A 16,483-nucleotide genomic window follows, 5' to 3' on the forward strand; every position below is an offset into this window, starting at 1 on the left:
AAAAAAGATATATATAGATTTTTTTATATAATTTTAAAAAGTTTATTAGCTAATCACCCAAAATGAATGATTAGATAGGCTTTCTTTAACTAAACTGACCCTTTTGTACATATAAAAGCTGTATAATTTGAGCGATATTAAAAATCACTTTTTCCGGAAATTTTTTCAACTATTCATCATATTACTTCAAAATTCATTTGTTTTATCGCTTAGTTAAAGGTGAGAATAGCCATTATAACTCTTAAGAACAGGCACATTTAAGAAGTGCATGTTTTTTTTACATACCTTTGAAAAATGGAGTAATACTACACTAAAGGAGTTGGCCTAATGTTTATACGTAAAGAAAGTAAATTCAATTTACTCATTTGGATGGGTATTGGTTCAGCATTACTCTCTAGCATCTTTAGCACCATTATTATTACTATTATTTGCAACAATAATAAGCGTATTAGAAATCAAATCAGCTAAAAATAAAGGTGCCACCAATGACTGCTCGGTTTTTCTTGTTTGTAACTCTCTACTCCCTTGGATTTGTTTACTGGCATATACCTTTTATATTTTTCGATACGGAGTATAAAAGAACTGATTACAGAAAGAAGCTTAACCTCATCTAATGAACTCTAAAATGAAAGGGATAAAATAATAAAATGACATCTATCTTTGAAGCATTAAAAGTTTATTTACAACAAAGTTTAGATAATGAACCTAAAAATCCACTACACGTAGGCGAAGTAATGAGTTGTTGGATGTATTTAGCTCTTATGGACGAAGCAACAGTGTACATACAGATAGGGCTTAATTCCACAAATGATGACGAGGTTATAGGCCTATTGAAAGAGAGCTTAGAACAGTGTGATGCCCAAAGACAGCGCTTCAAGAAATTTATGCAAGTAGAGGGAGTGCATTTACCTCCTACCAGTGAACCGCGGCCTAATTCAGATCCTAACGCTGTACCGTTGGGAACCAAATTAACTGATGACGAAATTGTGAACGGGCTGAGCATCAAAACTATTACTGCAATTACGCATTGCGCTGCTGGAGCTAGCCAATCAATTCGAATTGATGTCTCGAGTTTATTTACACAATGTCTACTTGAAAAAATGAAGTATGGTTACTCGTTAAAACATGCTATGAGAAAAAGAGGCTGGATAAAAGTGCCTCCTTACTACTACCCTCCTGGAGCACCCAGTAATTGAGCTCTCGTAATACCAAAGGGGATAAATGTATTTCCAAGTTAAAAAGGAAACCTTTTATCATGTGTGTAGATTAAGAGTAGGATATAATTCTATATGTGAATTTTTTAAAGAAAAACCTGTTGGCCACTTTTTTTAAAATAACGCATAAATTATATTAGTTGACTGCAATACAACTATCACCCTTTCTTGAAACAGGTACCTAATCCGGGACCTGTTTTTATTAATTCGCATTTTTCCCTTAAAGGAGTCATTTTCATCATAAAATCTTGCGGAATATTTCTAACTGAGCAGTATCGTGGTGCTGTACAATAAGTAGGTAGTCTTTACTGCCTTTAAATTAAAGGGATTTCAACAGCTAACTCTTCTGCTAAAGATTTTAACTAAAAGTGAGTTGAAAATACTTGAAAAGAAACTGGCTAATAAAACTCCGGAAATCTAAGAAATTAAAACAAGCTGACATTGCTGGTCAGATACCTATAAATAGAGGATATTATTCACAAATCGAATTAGGTGTAAGGAATCCGAGTGAACCAATTAGCAAAGCCATAGGAAGAATTCTAAATTTCGACCCATCACTCCTGCTGTTCGACTCATCGGCTTTTAAAGAGGCATTTTCCCAAACTGGTAGCTTATTAGCGCACAGCGATTTAGATTTGCGATACACCTGGATCTATAGTCCAAATCATCAGCAGAAAGCAGATAATTTAATAGGATTAAGAGACGACGAGAGTGACTTTTGGCCAAATAGCAGTAACCTCATAAAACTTAAGGAAGAAGTTATAAACTTGAAATCTTCTTCTTTAGTTATCATGAATATTGATTGTAACGAAGAAATACATACCTACCTTTTTTTAGGATATCCGCTCATAGATTCTTGCAGGGATTTGTTTGGTGTTGGATTAATGGTAATGAGGATATATGATACTCAATCGGATTGACACCTTATTTTGTATGCCCGAGTCATCTTTAACAAACCTCCCTCAATAAAGAAGCTGTCCCTTTTATATAATAAGATAGCCACCAAAATTTGCAGCGACCTTGAACATTTTTTCAAAAAGTGTATCAATATCATTATAAAAATAATCATTTATTTACTTCGATCAGTTACAGCTAGATTAAGCCTTAAAAATGAACGACAGGCGCACATAAAGCCTGTTTTTTTACATACCTTTAAAAATTGTAGTAAATACTACAGATAATAAACAAAAGGAGTTAACCAATGTTTATACGCGATCAAAGAAAATTAAATTTACTCATTTGGATGGGTATAGGATCAGCAATACTCTCTAGCATCTACAGCACAATAATAATCAGCTGTATCATTAAGAATAATAAGCGATTAAGAAATCAAAGCAGCTGAAATGAAAGGGGACACCAATGACGGCTCGTGTTATCTTGTTTGTTATCTCTCTTCTCCCTTGGCTTTCTTTATACTTCGTATCTAAAAAAACAATAAAAAGGTATATGCCGGTAACCATATTTACATCTTTTTTAATGACAATTATTTTTCAAATTGCCTACACCTACAAATGGTGGGTGATCCATGAATACATAGTGCCTTGGGGTTATATGATTGATGTAAGCTTTGCATATGGCATATTTGCAGTTGGGACTTTCTGGATTTTTATTCTTACTTCACATAATTTGAAACTGTATTTGATTGTAAATTTAATTATGGATGCAGTTATGTGTTACTTAACTCTTCCTCTCTTGGATAAGTTAGGAATAGCTGAATATAAAAACATTTCTCCTTGGGAGTATTTGTTAGTAATTTATGGACTATCTTTAATAATCTTTATTTATCATCACTGGCAAAAACAAATTTTCTCGACAGACTGATTCATGCAAATATCCCCCCTTAAAACAGGTGCTTTATCAGAACCTGTTTTAATGTGTTTATAGTATTATAGGTCTTAAATAAGTACGTATTCACGCCTAGTTCTTATGAATAAAATTGTGTCTATTCCCCAACAAGAAGTGGCGAATCTTTCCTCCACAAACCTGCCCCTTTTCTACATTAAGCAGGGAGTCACTTATTACAGGAATGCTGTGGCCCCCTTATGGACTTAAAGAACAGCTGCCAAGATTGGGCAGCTGTTCTTTAATATAAGCACCCGTTATTATAATTTGTTATCTTGACGATACTGATTTTTTTGCTTGTATCTCTTTTCAGAAACATTACCCAGTACCAATAAAGAACAACCAACAAGCATCAGCACAAATATTGTGAACATGCTTAAATCAGCAATATAATTAAGCCTATTTAGAAGAATAGGTACAATAAAAACACTAATACCCAGTATTTTTAATAAAATATACAAACACTTAAGTAACACCAAATTACTCCTTATATAACAAGATAAATTTAACTATCTTTACTAATATCCGTTTAGATATTTAGTGTTGCCGAGTTTCGCACCTTCACACTTTATTCTATTTCTTCCTTTTTTGAAGCATATATAATTGAATAGAAATAATAAAAGATGTTTGTATAGTCAACACCAACATTAATACATCTGTTTCTGTTGGACTATCTGGAAGTATATAAGCAATTAGATTAAATAATAGGTAAGAAACAATTATAATTACAATAAAATTTAAAGGTATTCTCCACCACACTCATCCCTCTTCCCTTCTATAAAAGCAATCCCATTTCCACTTTAGCGAACCAAGTAAGTTGTCATATTGGCAGCTGACCATGGAATCATTTAGCTTATTATTTTCTACTTTTTTCTTATTTTAAATGCAATAATAGCTATTACACTTACTAATACCAAAATGCCTATTACAACATATGTAAATGGATGTACAACAACAAAAAAACTGTCTTCAAATTGATAATTTTCACTTCCAAGTTGCATTTTGCCCTCCTGAAGTCTATGGATAGAATTAAAGTATGTTAATCAGACATACTCTTTTGAGATATTGCTTAAATATTCTTTCCAGATATTAGATACTTAGCACTTTTGAAGTCTGAATGAATAATAATTCTTTCCAGGATTTTATTTCTCCTTCTTCCAGTAACCTGCCCCGTTTGTCGCATAAGAAAAGCAGCCTAGTTTGGCAGCCGATCTGGATCATAAGCACCCTTTGCTAAACAACCGCGTTCTAAGACGCCCTACAACTAGCCATTTTTATCTTCTCTTTTTATTAAAATTTTTATAATTTGGCTTGATGAAATAATAAAAGCACATACAGCTAGCGAATAACTAGTGGTATAAAAACTAATATCAAAATAAATATTTCTTATTATTAAAATACAGGCAATGATTAAAACCATTGTGTTGGAAATTAGTAGACTGCTTCTTTTCATATAGTTCATCCTTTCTAACCAATATTACCATAAAAATCCACACCCTTCTTCTACTCCCCTGTTTGCAAATAAAAAAAGCTGCATCTGCAGCTTCAAAAGAATTTCTTGTATAACTCGCGTCTTAAATGTCCGCTTAGATAAGCGTATACTCTGGTTGTTTCGCTTTTTTCGTGTCCCATTAAATTTTGTATGACCTCTAAGGGTGCTCCATTATTAATAAGAGTCGTTGCGTAACTGTGCCTTAGCTGGTGTGGATGAATACACTTATTGATCCCTGCTCTTATGGAGATCTGTTTAATGACATATCTCATCTGTGCAATGCTCATGCGATGTGGCGCCCGGGTTGTAACAAACAGGGCTTGTTGATCATCCGTTCTTTCTTCCATATATCTTTTTAGCCAAATACTGCATCGAGTATTAAAGTACACTTCCCTTTCTTTTTTCCCTTTCCCAAATACGATAACCGACTGTTCTGCAAATTTGATTGCGTGCTTATCCAAGCTTGCAACCTCTCCGATCCTGCATCCGGTTGAATACATAAATTCGAATAGAGCTTTTTCAAAAGTGGAGTCACAGGCTTCACGTAGCAATTCGATTTCTTCCTCGGTTAAAAACTTAGGAATTCTGCTTTCTGGCTTTGGTTCTTTAATGGTTGATACAGGATTAACCGGGACATAATTCTCTTCCTGAGCCCATTTGAATAAAGATTTAATAAAACGGATTCTATGACAGAGACTTGATGCCTTTAACTCGGCTGCAGCTTCTCCAAGATAAAGTTTTACAGATTCTGTCGTAATATCAGTGATTTGGATGTCTCCAAAGTATTTAATCAACAAGAGCAGCTGAACCTTATACACCTTTAATGTCTGAAAGGAATATCCCTGAATTTGTTTATCTGCTTTATATAATTGCCAGGCTTCAGAAACAAGCATCATGAACAACTCCCTGGTACTTTTACATCTAGTGTTCACCTGAAAACCTGAAATTATACTAAGTTAATAGTTTTTTATTCGGTTATTGCACCCTTTAGTGCAACAATTAAACTAATCTATTGGGATAGTTGTATCAACGGTGTACATAATTTCATTATCAATATCCATAAAACGACCTTCATTTTCAGTTTGGAATAACCCTAGTTCCATCAATATTTCCGTATTGTTTTTAAATGTTATTTTGTATGGTGGTGCTGCAATATCAGAAGTATCTGATATTGCAGCACCTTTTGCATTATTTAATTTAGTAACAAGTGAGTCAATGAAGGCAGTATCTTCAAAGGATTTTATTAACTCTTCACTCTCCCAATTATATACTTCAACTTTGGTAACATCTTCATCTAGATTAAGGCTTTTATTCTGGCATCCTAATAGGATGAAGAATATAAGAGCAATTGAGACTATTCTGATTTTCACTATCAACTCCCCCTTTTTTATAAAAGCAGACGTGAAACATTAAACAAAATTTCCAAGCCCCTTCTTCAACTAACCTGCTCCGTTAGAAAAGCTGCCCTCTCATTTGGCAGCTGATCTTTAACATAAGCACCCGTTAGCCATCCATGAATCGCAAAAACCGGCGATTCACCACAGAGAATGAAAATGGCTCCAAACCGTCAATACTGTTCCTAGGCTGGGAGAGGAAGGTCGATCAACTATGGTGCCATTAGAGCCCATCCGTTAGTCTGACTCCAACGACCACGGTGCACCACCGACTGTCGCTCCCCTTTCGGGGAAGCACTCATGGTAGATTAATCCTAATTCTGGTTGCTGCACCAGCCTCCATTTTAACTGGCCAAGAAAGGAAGAGTTCAATGGATGTAATCATTGAAAGAGCTTGCGGGCTGGATGTCCATAAGGACAGTATTACTGCCTGCATCATGACATCTGACGGAAAGGAGGTTCGGACATTTTCTACTAAAACCATTTTTCTCCTGGAGTTAATCGATTGGATTAAGGAACAAAAATGCAGTCACGTTGCGATGGAAAGTACAAGTGTTTACTGGAAACCAGTCGTCAATCTGTTGGAAGCTGAAGGTATTGAATTTCTCGTTGTCAATGCACAGCACATGAAGTCCCTCCCCGGTCGGAAAACCGACGTCAAGGATGCAGAATGGATTGCCCAACTACTCAGACATGGGTTATTAAAAGCTAGCTTCATCCCAAATCGGACGCAACGGGAACTAAGGGAGTTGGTGCGTTATCGCCGAAGCATTATTGAGGAACGTGCCCGGCAACACAACCGTATTCAGAAAGTACTCGAAGGAGCGAACATTAAACTTGGGTCTGTTGTTTCTGATATTATGGGGGTTTCGGCAAAAGATATGCTTCACGCCATCGCAAATGGTGAAGACGATCCTGAAAAACTATCAAACTTGGCACGTCGAACGTTGAAGAAGAAGAAAGATGAACTTGAACTGGCTCTTCGAGGCTATGTGAATCCGCATCAACGATTGATGCTCAAGACAATTTTAACCCACATTGATTTTCTTACTGAACAGATAGAGTTGCTCGACAAAGAAATCGCTGAGAGAGTCAGTAAATATCAGGAAGATATCGAGCGGCTTGACTCCATCCCTGGCATTGCCACTAGAATGGCCGAACAAATACTTGCCGAGATTGGTCCCGATGTGGGTTCGCAGTTCCCTAGTGCTGCACACTTATGTTCCTGGGCAGCTTTGGTGCCTGGCCATAATGGAAGTGCTGGAAAGCGGAAATCTACAAGAGCCAAAAAAGGAAACAAGTAATTGCGTTCTGCATTAACTGAAGCAGCTCAATCAGTCAGAGGTTCGAAGAACTATCTTGGTGCTCTATATAGGCGGACAGCCGGTCGAAAAGGAAAGAAACGTGCAGCCATTGTAGTTGCACATGCGATGTTGCGGATCGCGTATTACCTTCTCACCCGAAAAGAAATGTACATTGATTTGGGTGAAGACTACTTTGACAAGCAGAGACAAGTTTCAATCGTACGGCATTCGGTTCGGAGGCTTGAAAACTTGGGATATACGGTGACAATTTCGGAAGCTTCCTAGTCTTTTTATTGAACATCCGAATTGGATCAGGCGCTCTCCTTTTTTTTAAAAACTGATTGAGCTGCGTCTATTTAAGCATGGCCATTTTCCTTTAGTTACAGAATTTTATTTTCATGGTAGTTTAAGTGTGAGCTTTACAAACTTGTACTTTCTCATATCTTTATTAGGGTTACTTCCCCCTCATTATAAAAAGCTGCCATTTAGAATGACAGCAATTTCTTTAATTGTCCTTATTGTTCACTTTCTCCTCCTGAGAAGGTTCGTAATACTTATAGTCGTTCCGTTTTATTGGGGTAAAGCCCTCCGGCGTGTAAAAACGTAGCAAATCACCATTGACGATTCGGTCGGAAAAAGCAAGCTTTTGCTCTGCTATTTCTTTGAATTTTTCAGCTTCCCCCAAGCTTTCCTCTTCTAGTAATTCGCCAGTTTTAGAGTCATAGAACTTTCCGTCAGCAGAGGTAATGGCCGGGCTTACAAAGTCACCATTCCGGAAAGGAATAATTTCATCATGCTGTTCTGACAGCAAATCAGATCCCAGATGTACATAATCTTTCGTTTCCATACCAAGCAAGTGGAGCAGGGTTGGAAGTAGATCAATCTGACCTGCATACTCATGGTTAATTCCACCTTCCATTCCCGGAACACGAATGAATAATGGCGTCCGCTGCAGACCTGCACTTTCAAATGGCGTAATTTCCTTTCCGATTACCTCTTCCATTGCCTTGTTGTGATTATTGGAAATGCCATAATGGTCCCCATACATAATAATAATAGAATTATCATACAAGCCGGTTTCCTTCAGGTACCCAAAGAATTGCTCCAGCGCTTCATCGGCGTACCTAGCCGTTTGAAAGTAATTATCAACTGTCTTGTTGCCAGTTGTATGCTTTTCAATGGTTGCTTCCTCCTCAACAATCGTAAACGGGAAATGATGAGTGACGGTGATGAAATTTGCATAAAAGGGCTCTGGCAATGCTTCTAAATACGGCATAGACTGTTCAAAGAAAGGCTTGTCCATTAAACCATAATCAGCCATTTGATCCGGATCCATTTCGAAATAATTAGCGTCAAAGAAATGGTTATACCCCAATGATTTATAAATTTCATTCCGGTTCCAAAAGCTCCCCGTATTGCCATGAAAGACAGCAGATGTATAGTCCTGCTTTTGTGCTAAGATGGCAGGCGCTGCATGATAGGTATTGAGACCTTTCATCGTAAAAGCAGAGCCCTGGGGCAGACCATAAAGCGAATTGGCTACCATAAACTCAGCATCAGAAGTTTTTCCTTGGGCTGTCTGATGGAAGAAGTTATCAAAGTAAAGGGTGCTTTCATCTTCTGCAAGAGAGTTCAGGAACGGAGTCACCTCTTCACCATGCAATTCATAATCAATCAGGAAGTTTTGGATTGATTCCATGTGCACATATATAACATTCATATCCTTGCCAACCCCAAAATAGTCAGGATTGAGTTCTGCATAATTCGATTTCGTAAAATTGATCACTTCTGTCATATCGTTGCTGTCTGCAAATGCCCTCTGGGCCGTTGCTTTCGTTGTTTGGACAGCATCATAGATCGTGTAATTGTACATGCCCAAATACTTGACAATGTAATTGCGGTCGAATCCCCTTGTCAATAATTGAGGACGGTCTCCTTCTGCGAGGGCCAAATTGAGTCCTGATATGGCTAAAGCTAACAGCAGCAGGGCCGTTACCTTGCGCTGTGCTAATTGTTTCACCTCCAATTGTTTAAATTGGAAGAGCAGCAAAGCCACGATCAGCAGAACGTCAGCAAAGAAGAAAAAATCCCAAGGCTTTAGCAGAGTGGCTATGCTGCCGCTCACATCCCCAAAATTCTGGGTCTGTGTCAATGTGGGCAATGTGATAAAATCGTTGAAAAAGCGATAATACATCACATTGGCATATAACAAAATCGACATGAACAAATCAATGACTATAAGGGCGATATATCTAGACCGCCCTTTGAAAAGAAATGCAAGTCCCAGGAATAATAGTGAGGAACCCAACGGATTCAAGAACAGCAAAAATTGTTGAAGACCATTATCGACACCAAGATTAAATTGGGTCAACTGAACAAAATAGGTTTTGAGCCAAATAAACATGACTGCTGTAAAGAAAAAGAAGGTAAATTTATTGGCAGCAGTTTGAATTGAAAATAATCTCATTACAACCCTTCCCTTTGAAAATGCAGCCTTTATACGCTGCTAGTTTTTTATTTTTAATAGTAGCTCCTTCTAGATAAAAAAAGTGTAACATGTTCAGAATCAAAAAGGAACCATTTTGGTAAAGGGGAATTCAGGAAGAGTAGTTCCTATTAACAGCAAAAAGAGGCCGTATAAAAGCCGGCCTCCTCAGAATAGATAAATTGTATACGCAGATTATTTAACAATCAGTACCGGACAGGAGGCACGTTTAGCCACCTTATGGCTGACGCTTCCAAGGACGAATTCCTGCAAGACGTTCAGCCCCCTGCTCCCAATAATCACAATATCAGCTTTGTTTTTATTCGCATAGTCGACAATACAAGGCCCGGGATCTCCATCCAATATAATAATCTCATACTGGACCCCTGATTCCCTTGCCAGCTTTTCCACCTCGATAAGCCGCCTCTTCCTTCCGTCACCAAGATCAGCAGAATTCCAATGGTTCAGCGTTTCCGACTTTGCTTTATCAGGATCAGCGACATAAACTATTTCAATCTTAGAGTCTGAGCTGCACTTGGCGATATGAATGGCATTTTCAGCAGCTCTCTTGCTATGTTCTGATCCGTCTGTTGCTAATAATATCTTTTGGTACATATGATAACCTCCCGATATTAAAATGATAACGCTTTCATTTATGCGTAAAATAAAGCCTTTCCTGCAACTTATTAATGATTATATCTATTTCTTTGGCTGATAGCTATTTGACTCAAGATAAATAAAGAATTTATTGCCCTCCGGACCCGGAGGGCATTTATTTATTTCACGATAAGGACAGGGCAGTCGACCCTTTTCACGACTTTATGGCTGACACTTCCGAGGACCATCTCCTGGAGAGCGTTCAATCCGCGGCTCCCTATAACGACCAAGTCAGCATCGGAAGAATTGACATATTCCACGATCGCCGGACCTGGTTCTCCATGAAGAATCTTTACACTGAAGGATAAACCGAGTGACTCTAGCTTTTCCTCAAACGGCAGAAGTTTTTCCCGCCTGGCTAAGTCCAGGTCTTCTTTGCTCTGTGTATGAAGGACATCGCTCATAGCTTTGGAATAATCGGCTACATAAACGATTTCAATAGAAGTCACACATAATCTTGCGATTTTAGCAGCTTCATCTGTTGCTCGCTCTGAATGTTCTGAGCCGTCAATGGCCAGCAGAATCCTCTTGTACATTCTTATTCCCCATTTCCATTAATGTGCTGATAATTTTGCGTTTGGATCATTAAAAACAGCCAGTTTGTCTACTAGTTTTTTACTTGCGGCATTTAAATTGATAACTTGAACATCGTTATGATTTTCTCTGAATTTGAAGACGGCCTTATCAATTGCACCTACAGCCGAGTCATCCCAAAGGTGGGCGTTTGTAAAGTCCAAAATAATTGTTTCATTTTGAACAGAAAAATCCAGTGAATCAAGAAAGCTTTCAACAGAAGCAAAGAATAATTGTCCTTCCACTTCATACACCACTCTTTGCTTATCAGTTCTTTTAACCAGCCTAACGGTTGAGATTTTCCAAACAAAGAAGATGGCGCTCAAGAGGACTCCTGCTAGAACTCCTTTAGAGAGATCATGGGTAGCTACTACAATAGCCACCGTTGCAAGCATAACTATTGCATCCGTTCTTGGCGCTCTTCGCAAATAAGTGAAGGAGCTCCAATCAAATGTCCCAATCGATACCATAATCATGATTCCGACAAGCACCGGCATCGGAATCTGCACTACGAGATCACCGAGGACAATAATCAGGAACATCAGGAAAACCCCGGCAACAAGAGTTGATAACCTTCCTCTTCCACCTGATTTTACATTAATGACAGACTGTCCGATCATCGCACATCCTGCCATGCCTCCAAAGAATCCTGTCACAAGGTTTGCAATTCCCTGTCCCCTTGATTCTTTGTTTTTATTGCTTTCAGTTCCCGTCATGTCATCGACGATAGAAGCTGTAAGCAGCGACTCAAGCAAACCTACAATGGATAGAGCTAATGAGTATGGAAAGATAATAGTCAGTGTTTCAAATGTAAAAGGCACATCCGGAATAAAGAAAGAAGGCAATGATCTCGTAATGGCCCCTAAATCACCTACAGTGCGAAGTTCTGCACCCGAGTAAATTGCAATAGCTGTTAAAACAATAATTGCAATCAAAGGAGCCGGAATAGATTTCAAAAACCTTGGAAGTACATAAACAATTACAAGCGTTATAGCGACAAAAACGTATGTCATGGTGGATATCCCAATAAAATGCGGCACCTGTGCCATGAAAATCAGAATGGCCAGGGCATTCACAAACCCAATCATGACGGCGCGTGGAATGAATTTCATCAACTTGGCTACTTTTAACACACCGAAAATAATCTGCAGGACACCAGTCAAAATAGTAGCTGCCAAAAGATAATTTAAACCATGATCTTTGACGAGGGGAACCATCAATAAAGCCATGGCCCCTGTCGCGGCTGATATCATCCCGGGCCTGCCGCCCACAAAGGCGATGATAACAGCGATGCAGAACGAAGCGTATAACCCCACCATCGGATCGACCCCTGCTATAATAGAAAAGGCGATAGCCTCTGGAATCAATGCAAGTGCGACAACGATGCCGGCAAGGATATCCGCCCTTACGTTTGAAAACCAATCTTTCTTAATTTTTTCGACCAATTTTACATCCTCCTATATATAAAAATAATGAATAACCAAAACCCAACTTAGACAGTCTAGCACGAATCGTTCCAAAAAGGAACCATTTTGAACCTAGATTTACAAAAACATAATGTGTTATGCTGTTTGTAAACCTTTCACTAAAGGAGAAAATCATGTTGATTGGATATATGAGGCCTCTTCAAGGCGATGAAAACTGCGAAAATCAAAAGAAAACACTACAAGAAATAGGTTGTGAAACCATCCTGGCGGAAGAGCATGCGTCCCCAAAGAGACGGACGCAGCTGACTTCTCTGCTGGAAGGGCTCAAGCCCGGAGATAAAATTGTGGTCACAAGATTATTCAGTTTGGCGGATTCTTCACGCCACCTTGTTGAATTGCTCGAAGAAGTGGACTCAAAGAATGCTTTTATTTTCTCACTCGCGGAGAACATTGATACAGGCAATTCTGGCTACTCTTTTCTCTACATAACCAAGCATCTTGTTGAATTTCAAAGCGATGTCAAAAGTGAAAAAACGAAGCAAGGGCTACTCGCTGCTAAAGAAAAGGGAAATATTGCTGGAAGACCGAGAAAGCCTGACAAGAATATCAGGCGGGCCATTGAGATGTATCAGAGCAAGCAATACAGCCTGAAGGATATCAAAGAAGAGACAGGCATCAGCAAATCGACCCTTTATCGGTATTTAGAAGGCTGATCCCATTGTATCTTGCCACCTTTCGGGACTTATAGAGATAGGGGAGCACGGGGAATGATAAAGGAAAGGTACAAAGGTATTTATTACGGTTGGATTATCGTCTGCTTGGCTGCTCTTGGCAGCTTTTTTTCCGGCCCCGGACAGACATATTCAAATTCTATTTTTATTGATGAATATATACATACTTTTGGCTGGTCCAGATCCGAAATTTCCGGGATCTATTCAGCTGCCACGCTGGCTGCAGGTCTCTTGATGATGGTGGTAGGCAGATATGTAGATAAGTTCGGACAGCGACAGATGATGGTTGTTGTAAGCATCATTTTAGGCGTAGCCTGCTTTTTCAACAGTATCGTCCAAAATATATGGATGCTCGGAATCGGTTTCTTTTTAGTCCGCTTATTTGGTCAGGGAAGTATGTCCTTAATTCCTAATACCCTTGTTCCTCAATGGTTTATTAAGAAACGCGGTCGTGCAATGAGCTTTATGGCGATGGGAGGGTTTGCCAGTGCAGCTTTTTTCCCCATCGCCAATGCCTGGCTAATTGACTTATGGGGCTGGGAAGCGGCTTGGCGGGTTTGGGGAATATTGCTCCTAGTCCTGTTTGCACCCCTGGCGTTCTTTGGCGTGAGAAACCGGCCCGAAGATATGGGTCTCTTGCCAGATGGCGATAGGGCCATACCCTTAAAAGCGGAAGAGGCACCGGATTCCAAACAAAAGCTACAAAAGCCAGTTAAGGATGACGACTGGACCCTTCAGGAGGCCATGAAAACGAGAGCATTCTGGGCGATCTTAATTTGTGTCGGAATCCCGGCTCTAGTCAATACAGGGATCACATTCCATCTGCTCTCCATATTTGGAGAAAGCCAGTTATCACCACAACTTGCGGCGACCGTTCTGAGCATGATGGCAGTCATTGGCTTCCCGATCTCATTGGCAGCCGGATTTATACTCGAAAAGGTCAGAACGACCCTTTTACTCACTGTTGTATTTGTTATTGAAATTGCTGTATTAATTCTTTTAATCTATACCCACTCAGTTCTGGCAGGAGTCGTGTTTGGCACCATATGGGGAATCGGCAATGGTTTGGAACGAATCACACTTAATATCATCTGGCCAAACTACTTCGGGAGAAGGTACATTGGCAGCATTAATGGAATTGCTATGATGATCATGGTAATCGGGTCTGCGTTTGGCCCTCTGCCCCTGGGTATTGGATTCGACCATTTCCACAGCTATAAAGAAAGTTTGTTTCTCTTATTGGTTTTCCCGATTATCGGTGTGATAGCTTCACTTTTAGCTAAACAACCCATTAAAGAAATATAAATAGGAAAGGAGGAGTGTCTGAACACTCCTCCTTTCTTTTAATTACCAGCCACGATTTTCTCCGCAACATTTCCCTATTCAACTAACCTGCCCCTTTTATAAAATAAGAAAAGCCGCCACAATTGGCAGCTGATCTGGAACATAAGCTCCCGTTAGCACAATAAGAACCCTTATTATAAAACCGAGAGTTTATCATTTCATTTAGATATACTTATAATTTCTTCAATGACGGAATTAACCTCTTTGTTATCTTTAATTACAAATAAATAATCTGCTTCCCCTTCTTCTGGGTCTAGTACATCTTCATGTAAAGATTCGGCTTGTTGCCGAATAAGTACTTGCTCAAAATTAGAATAGACGCCCCTAAAAATATTGGTATTACGCTTACTATTGATAACCCGTTCTTTTAGAATTTCATCTGGAATATCAAAATGAACCAAGATACGTATAAACTTATCTTTAACATAGAATTCTTCAAGCAAATACTTTCTACCTTTTCTAGTTCGATTTGCACTACTAGCAATGATATGAAGATCCGTGTTTTCTATTGCATAATTAGCAATTAACTTAGAGATAGAATGTTTAAGAGTATTAGGTCCAGTTTTCGGCTGTAACTTTTGGTAATACGTATTAATAAATTCAGCATGATTATCCTGATCTAAAACAAAAGAATTTTCTAGTTCTATTTCTAAATCTCTAGCAAATGTACTTTTCCCACTATGGGTTTTGCCTACAGTAATAACAACTAACCTTTTCATTATATTAGCCTCCTTTAAATCCATGCAATGTTAAACAAAGCTCCCTCAATAAAAGAAGCTGCCTTGTTTAGCAGCTGATCTGGAAAATAAGCACCCGTTACTTTAAGTACATTGTTTCACAAACTAAAAACCTGGTCGCTTTTAATTTCAACGCAATAAGGTCTACAATAGGTACTGAAACGAGATTTTTTACTACCGCATGTTTAATTGTAACCACATCTTCAACTTCTGAGCTAATATTATATGAGGAATTACCAAACAAAGTAAAAGGTCACTTTCTATTCCTGCCTTTTTTATTGCCAATTTTAATTGTTGGATTTTTACCTGGTCATTCAAAGAGTCTACTGCGTTTTCATTAGATTGAAGCTCAATTCTAAAATTATATGGTGTTGCAATAAAGGTTCTTCGTTCTCCTTTATCAACTTTCCAATTGAGTTTATTCGCATTTTCACATATCTTCAATTGTTCTTTTTCGGAAACAAAGAAACCAATATGGTCAAACATTATCTTTTTTCCGTACCCAAAAGTATATTTATAGTTCCTTTCCTTGCTTCGATAATACGAAAAAGGATATTTTCCTCCCGAAAGTCATCCCATTTTAAGGGAGGATTAAACTCTTGAAATTCCCCCTGGTATCTACCTATACGTTGAGATATGCGAAAACCATTATCTACATAAAAATTTTCCGTTTCTTCTACATTTGGAGTCCAAAAATGATAATGAAAAAGCATAAATCACCTCTTATTAAACATAATATTATATTTATTAATACAAAAAGGGAGGATATGGTCTTTAGTGATGGACTAACATAACTATTTATAAAAATGCCGCCTCGCAGTGGCTGCTGATCGAACTGAGTATAGAAAAAAAGCACTATTTATTATACGTTATATGGCGGTCATTCCTTCTTTAATTTGATACTTTCTGTTTTTTCATTCCATTCAACAGTCATTGTAATCACAGTATCTTCTTGGATAAACGCACACCCACTGCACATATCTCCAAAATCATGACTTTGCAGAACCCCGCCATTAGACAAAGTTCCCTGTCCCTCAGTAAAGCCAGAATCTGCTTCAATACGATATTTAATTTCTTTACCTGCAATACTCTTTAGATTACTCCCTTCGTACTTTAATGTGAAGTTTTGTTCTTGTGTATCTTCTGTCTGAATTACTCTGATTTTTCCGTACCAGTTTTGACTCACGCCGTCAAAATACAATGTTTTAGATTGGCAAGCAGTAAGAAGGATTATTGTTATAAAAAGAAAAGCAAAGAGCCTCTTCAAATTCAATTCCCCCTAA

General features: G+C 38.4%; 16 protein-coding genes and 1 pseudogene. 6 read left to right on the top strand and 11 right to left on the bottom strand.

Annotation, left to right across the window (positions count from 1 at the left end; translation table 11 throughout):
- The first annotated feature begins 647 nt into the window (after positions 1 to 647).
- The 3 genes from RBB45_RS23285 to RBB45_RS23295 all read left to right on the top strand — a co-directional run bounded on the left by RBB45_RS23285 (position 648) and on the right by RBB45_RS23295 (position 3,035).
- Entirely contained in the window at positions 648 to 1,196 is a 549-nt protein-coding gene (locus tag RBB45_RS23285; RefSeq protein ID WP_306010406.1) for a DUF3231 family protein, read from the top strand.
- Between the two features lie 401 nt (positions 1,197 to 1,597).
- Positions 1,598 to 2,134, top strand: coding sequence for a helix-turn-helix transcriptional regulator (locus RBB45_RS23290; protein WP_306010407.1), 537 nt, complete (start codon positions 1,598 to 1,600; stop codon positions 2,132 to 2,134).
- A gap of 439 nt (positions 2,135 to 2,573) precedes the next feature.
- Complete coding sequence (locus RBB45_RS23295; protein ID WP_306010408.1) at positions 2,574 to 3,035, top strand: hypothetical protein; 462 nt, start codon at positions 2,574 to 2,576, stop codon at positions 3,033 to 3,035.
- A gap of 884 nt (positions 3,036 to 3,919) precedes the next feature.
- Here RBB45_RS23295 and RBB45_RS23300 read toward each other — a convergent pair.
- The 3 genes from RBB45_RS23300 to RBB45_RS23310 form a co-directional block, all read right to left on the bottom strand.
- Complete coding sequence (locus tag RBB45_RS23300; RefSeq protein ID WP_306010409.1) at positions 3,920 to 4,057, bottom strand: hypothetical protein; 138 nt, start codon at positions 4,055 to 4,057, stop codon at positions 3,920 to 3,922.
- Positions 4,058 to 4,601: 544 nt separating this feature from the next.
- On the bottom strand, positions 4,602 to 5,441 hold the full coding sequence (locus RBB45_RS23305) for a tyrosine-type recombinase/integrase (protein WP_306010453.1): 840 nt from the start codon (positions 5,439 to 5,441) through the stop codon (positions 4,602 to 4,604).
- Positions 5,442 to 5,552: 111 nt separating this feature from the next.
- The gene (locus RBB45_RS23310; protein WP_306010410.1) at positions 5,553 to 5,918 is read right to left on the bottom strand and encodes a hypothetical protein; all 366 of its coding nucleotides are present in this window, start codon (positions 5,916 to 5,918) and stop codon (positions 5,553 to 5,555) included.
- A gap of 395 nt (positions 5,919 to 6,313) precedes the next feature.
- On the opposite strand from RBB45_RS23310, the pseudogene RBB45_RS23315 reads away from it, so the two are divergent.
- Positions 6,314 to 7,531 (top strand): annotated as a pseudogene (locus RBB45_RS23315) (IS110 family RNA-guided transposase).
- Between the two features lie 220 nt (positions 7,532 to 7,751).
- Here the strand turns inward: RBB45_RS23315 and ltaS are convergent.
- From ltaS to RBB45_RS23335, 4 genes are all read right to left on the bottom strand, one after another.
- Positions 7,752 to 9,713 carry a lipoteichoic acid synthase gene (gene ltaS, locus RBB45_RS23320; RefSeq protein ID WP_306010411.1) on the bottom strand — a complete coding sequence of 654 codons (1,962 nt, stop codon included), beginning with the start codon at positions 9,711 to 9,713 and terminating at the stop codon, positions 7,752 to 7,754.
- A gap of 213 nt (positions 9,714 to 9,926) precedes the next feature.
- Positions 9,927 to 10,346 (bottom strand): universal stress protein, encoded by a 420-nt coding sequence (locus tag RBB45_RS23325; RefSeq protein ID WP_306010412.1) that lies wholly within the window; start codon positions 10,344 to 10,346, stop codon positions 9,927 to 9,929.
- 161 nt (positions 10,347 to 10,507) lie between these two features.
- A complete protein-coding gene (locus RBB45_RS23330) occupies positions 10,508 to 10,924 on the bottom strand; it encodes a universal stress protein (protein WP_306010413.1) in 417 nt (138 codons plus the stop codon).
- Between the two features lie 18 nt (positions 10,925 to 10,942).
- Complete coding sequence (locus RBB45_RS23335) at positions 10,943 to 12,406, bottom strand: SulP family inorganic anion transporter (protein ID WP_306010414.1); 1,464 nt, start codon at positions 12,404 to 12,406, stop codon at positions 10,943 to 10,945.
- 155 nt (positions 12,407 to 12,561) lie between these two features.
- Between RBB45_RS23335 and RBB45_RS23340 the strand changes: the two genes are divergently transcribed.
- Both RBB45_RS23340 and RBB45_RS23345 read left to right on the top strand, forming a co-directional pair.
- Positions 12,562 to 13,101: a recombinase family protein gene (locus RBB45_RS23340; protein ID WP_306010415.1), complete on the top strand. Its 540-nt coding sequence runs from the start codon at positions 12,562 to 12,564 to the stop codon at positions 13,099 to 13,101.
- Between the two features lie 54 nt (positions 13,102 to 13,155).
- Positions 13,156 to 14,424, top strand: a complete 1,269-nt coding sequence (locus RBB45_RS23345) for an MFS transporter (RefSeq protein WP_306010416.1) — start codon at positions 13,156 to 13,158, stop codon at positions 14,422 to 14,424.
- 197 nt (positions 14,425 to 14,621) lie between these two features.
- Here RBB45_RS23345 and RBB45_RS23350 read toward each other — a convergent pair whose 3' ends face one another.
- The 4 genes from RBB45_RS23350 to RBB45_RS23365 form a co-directional block, all read right to left on the bottom strand.
- Positions 14,622 to 15,182 carry an AAA family ATPase gene (locus RBB45_RS23350; protein ID WP_306010417.1) on the bottom strand — a complete coding sequence of 187 codons (561 nt, stop codon included), beginning with the start codon at positions 15,180 to 15,182 and terminating at the stop codon, positions 14,622 to 14,624.
- A gap of 192 nt (positions 15,183 to 15,374) precedes the next feature.
- The gene (locus RBB45_RS23355) at positions 15,375 to 15,686 is read right to left on the bottom strand and encodes a hypothetical protein (RefSeq protein ID WP_306010418.1); all 312 of its coding nucleotides are present in this window, start codon (positions 15,684 to 15,686) and stop codon (positions 15,375 to 15,377) included.
- Positions 15,686 to 15,913: a VOC family protein gene (locus tag RBB45_RS23360; protein ID WP_306010419.1), complete on the bottom strand. Its 228-nt coding sequence runs from the start codon at positions 15,911 to 15,913 to the stop codon at positions 15,686 to 15,688. Before RBB45_RS23360 ends, RBB45_RS23355 begins: the two co-directional genes overlap by 1 nt.
- A 167-nt stretch (positions 15,914 to 16,080) precedes the next feature.
- Positions 16,081 to 16,467, bottom strand: coding sequence for a hypothetical protein (locus RBB45_RS23365; RefSeq protein WP_306010420.1), 387 nt, complete (start codon positions 16,465 to 16,467; stop codon positions 16,081 to 16,083).
- Positions 16,468 to 16,483: the final 16 nt, after the last annotated feature.

The organism is Bacillus sp. MMSF_3328 (assembly GCF_030733525.1).
Taxonomy (GTDB): Bacteria; Bacillota; Bacilli; order Bacillales; family Cytobacillaceae; genus Bacillus_AB; species Bacillus_AB infantis.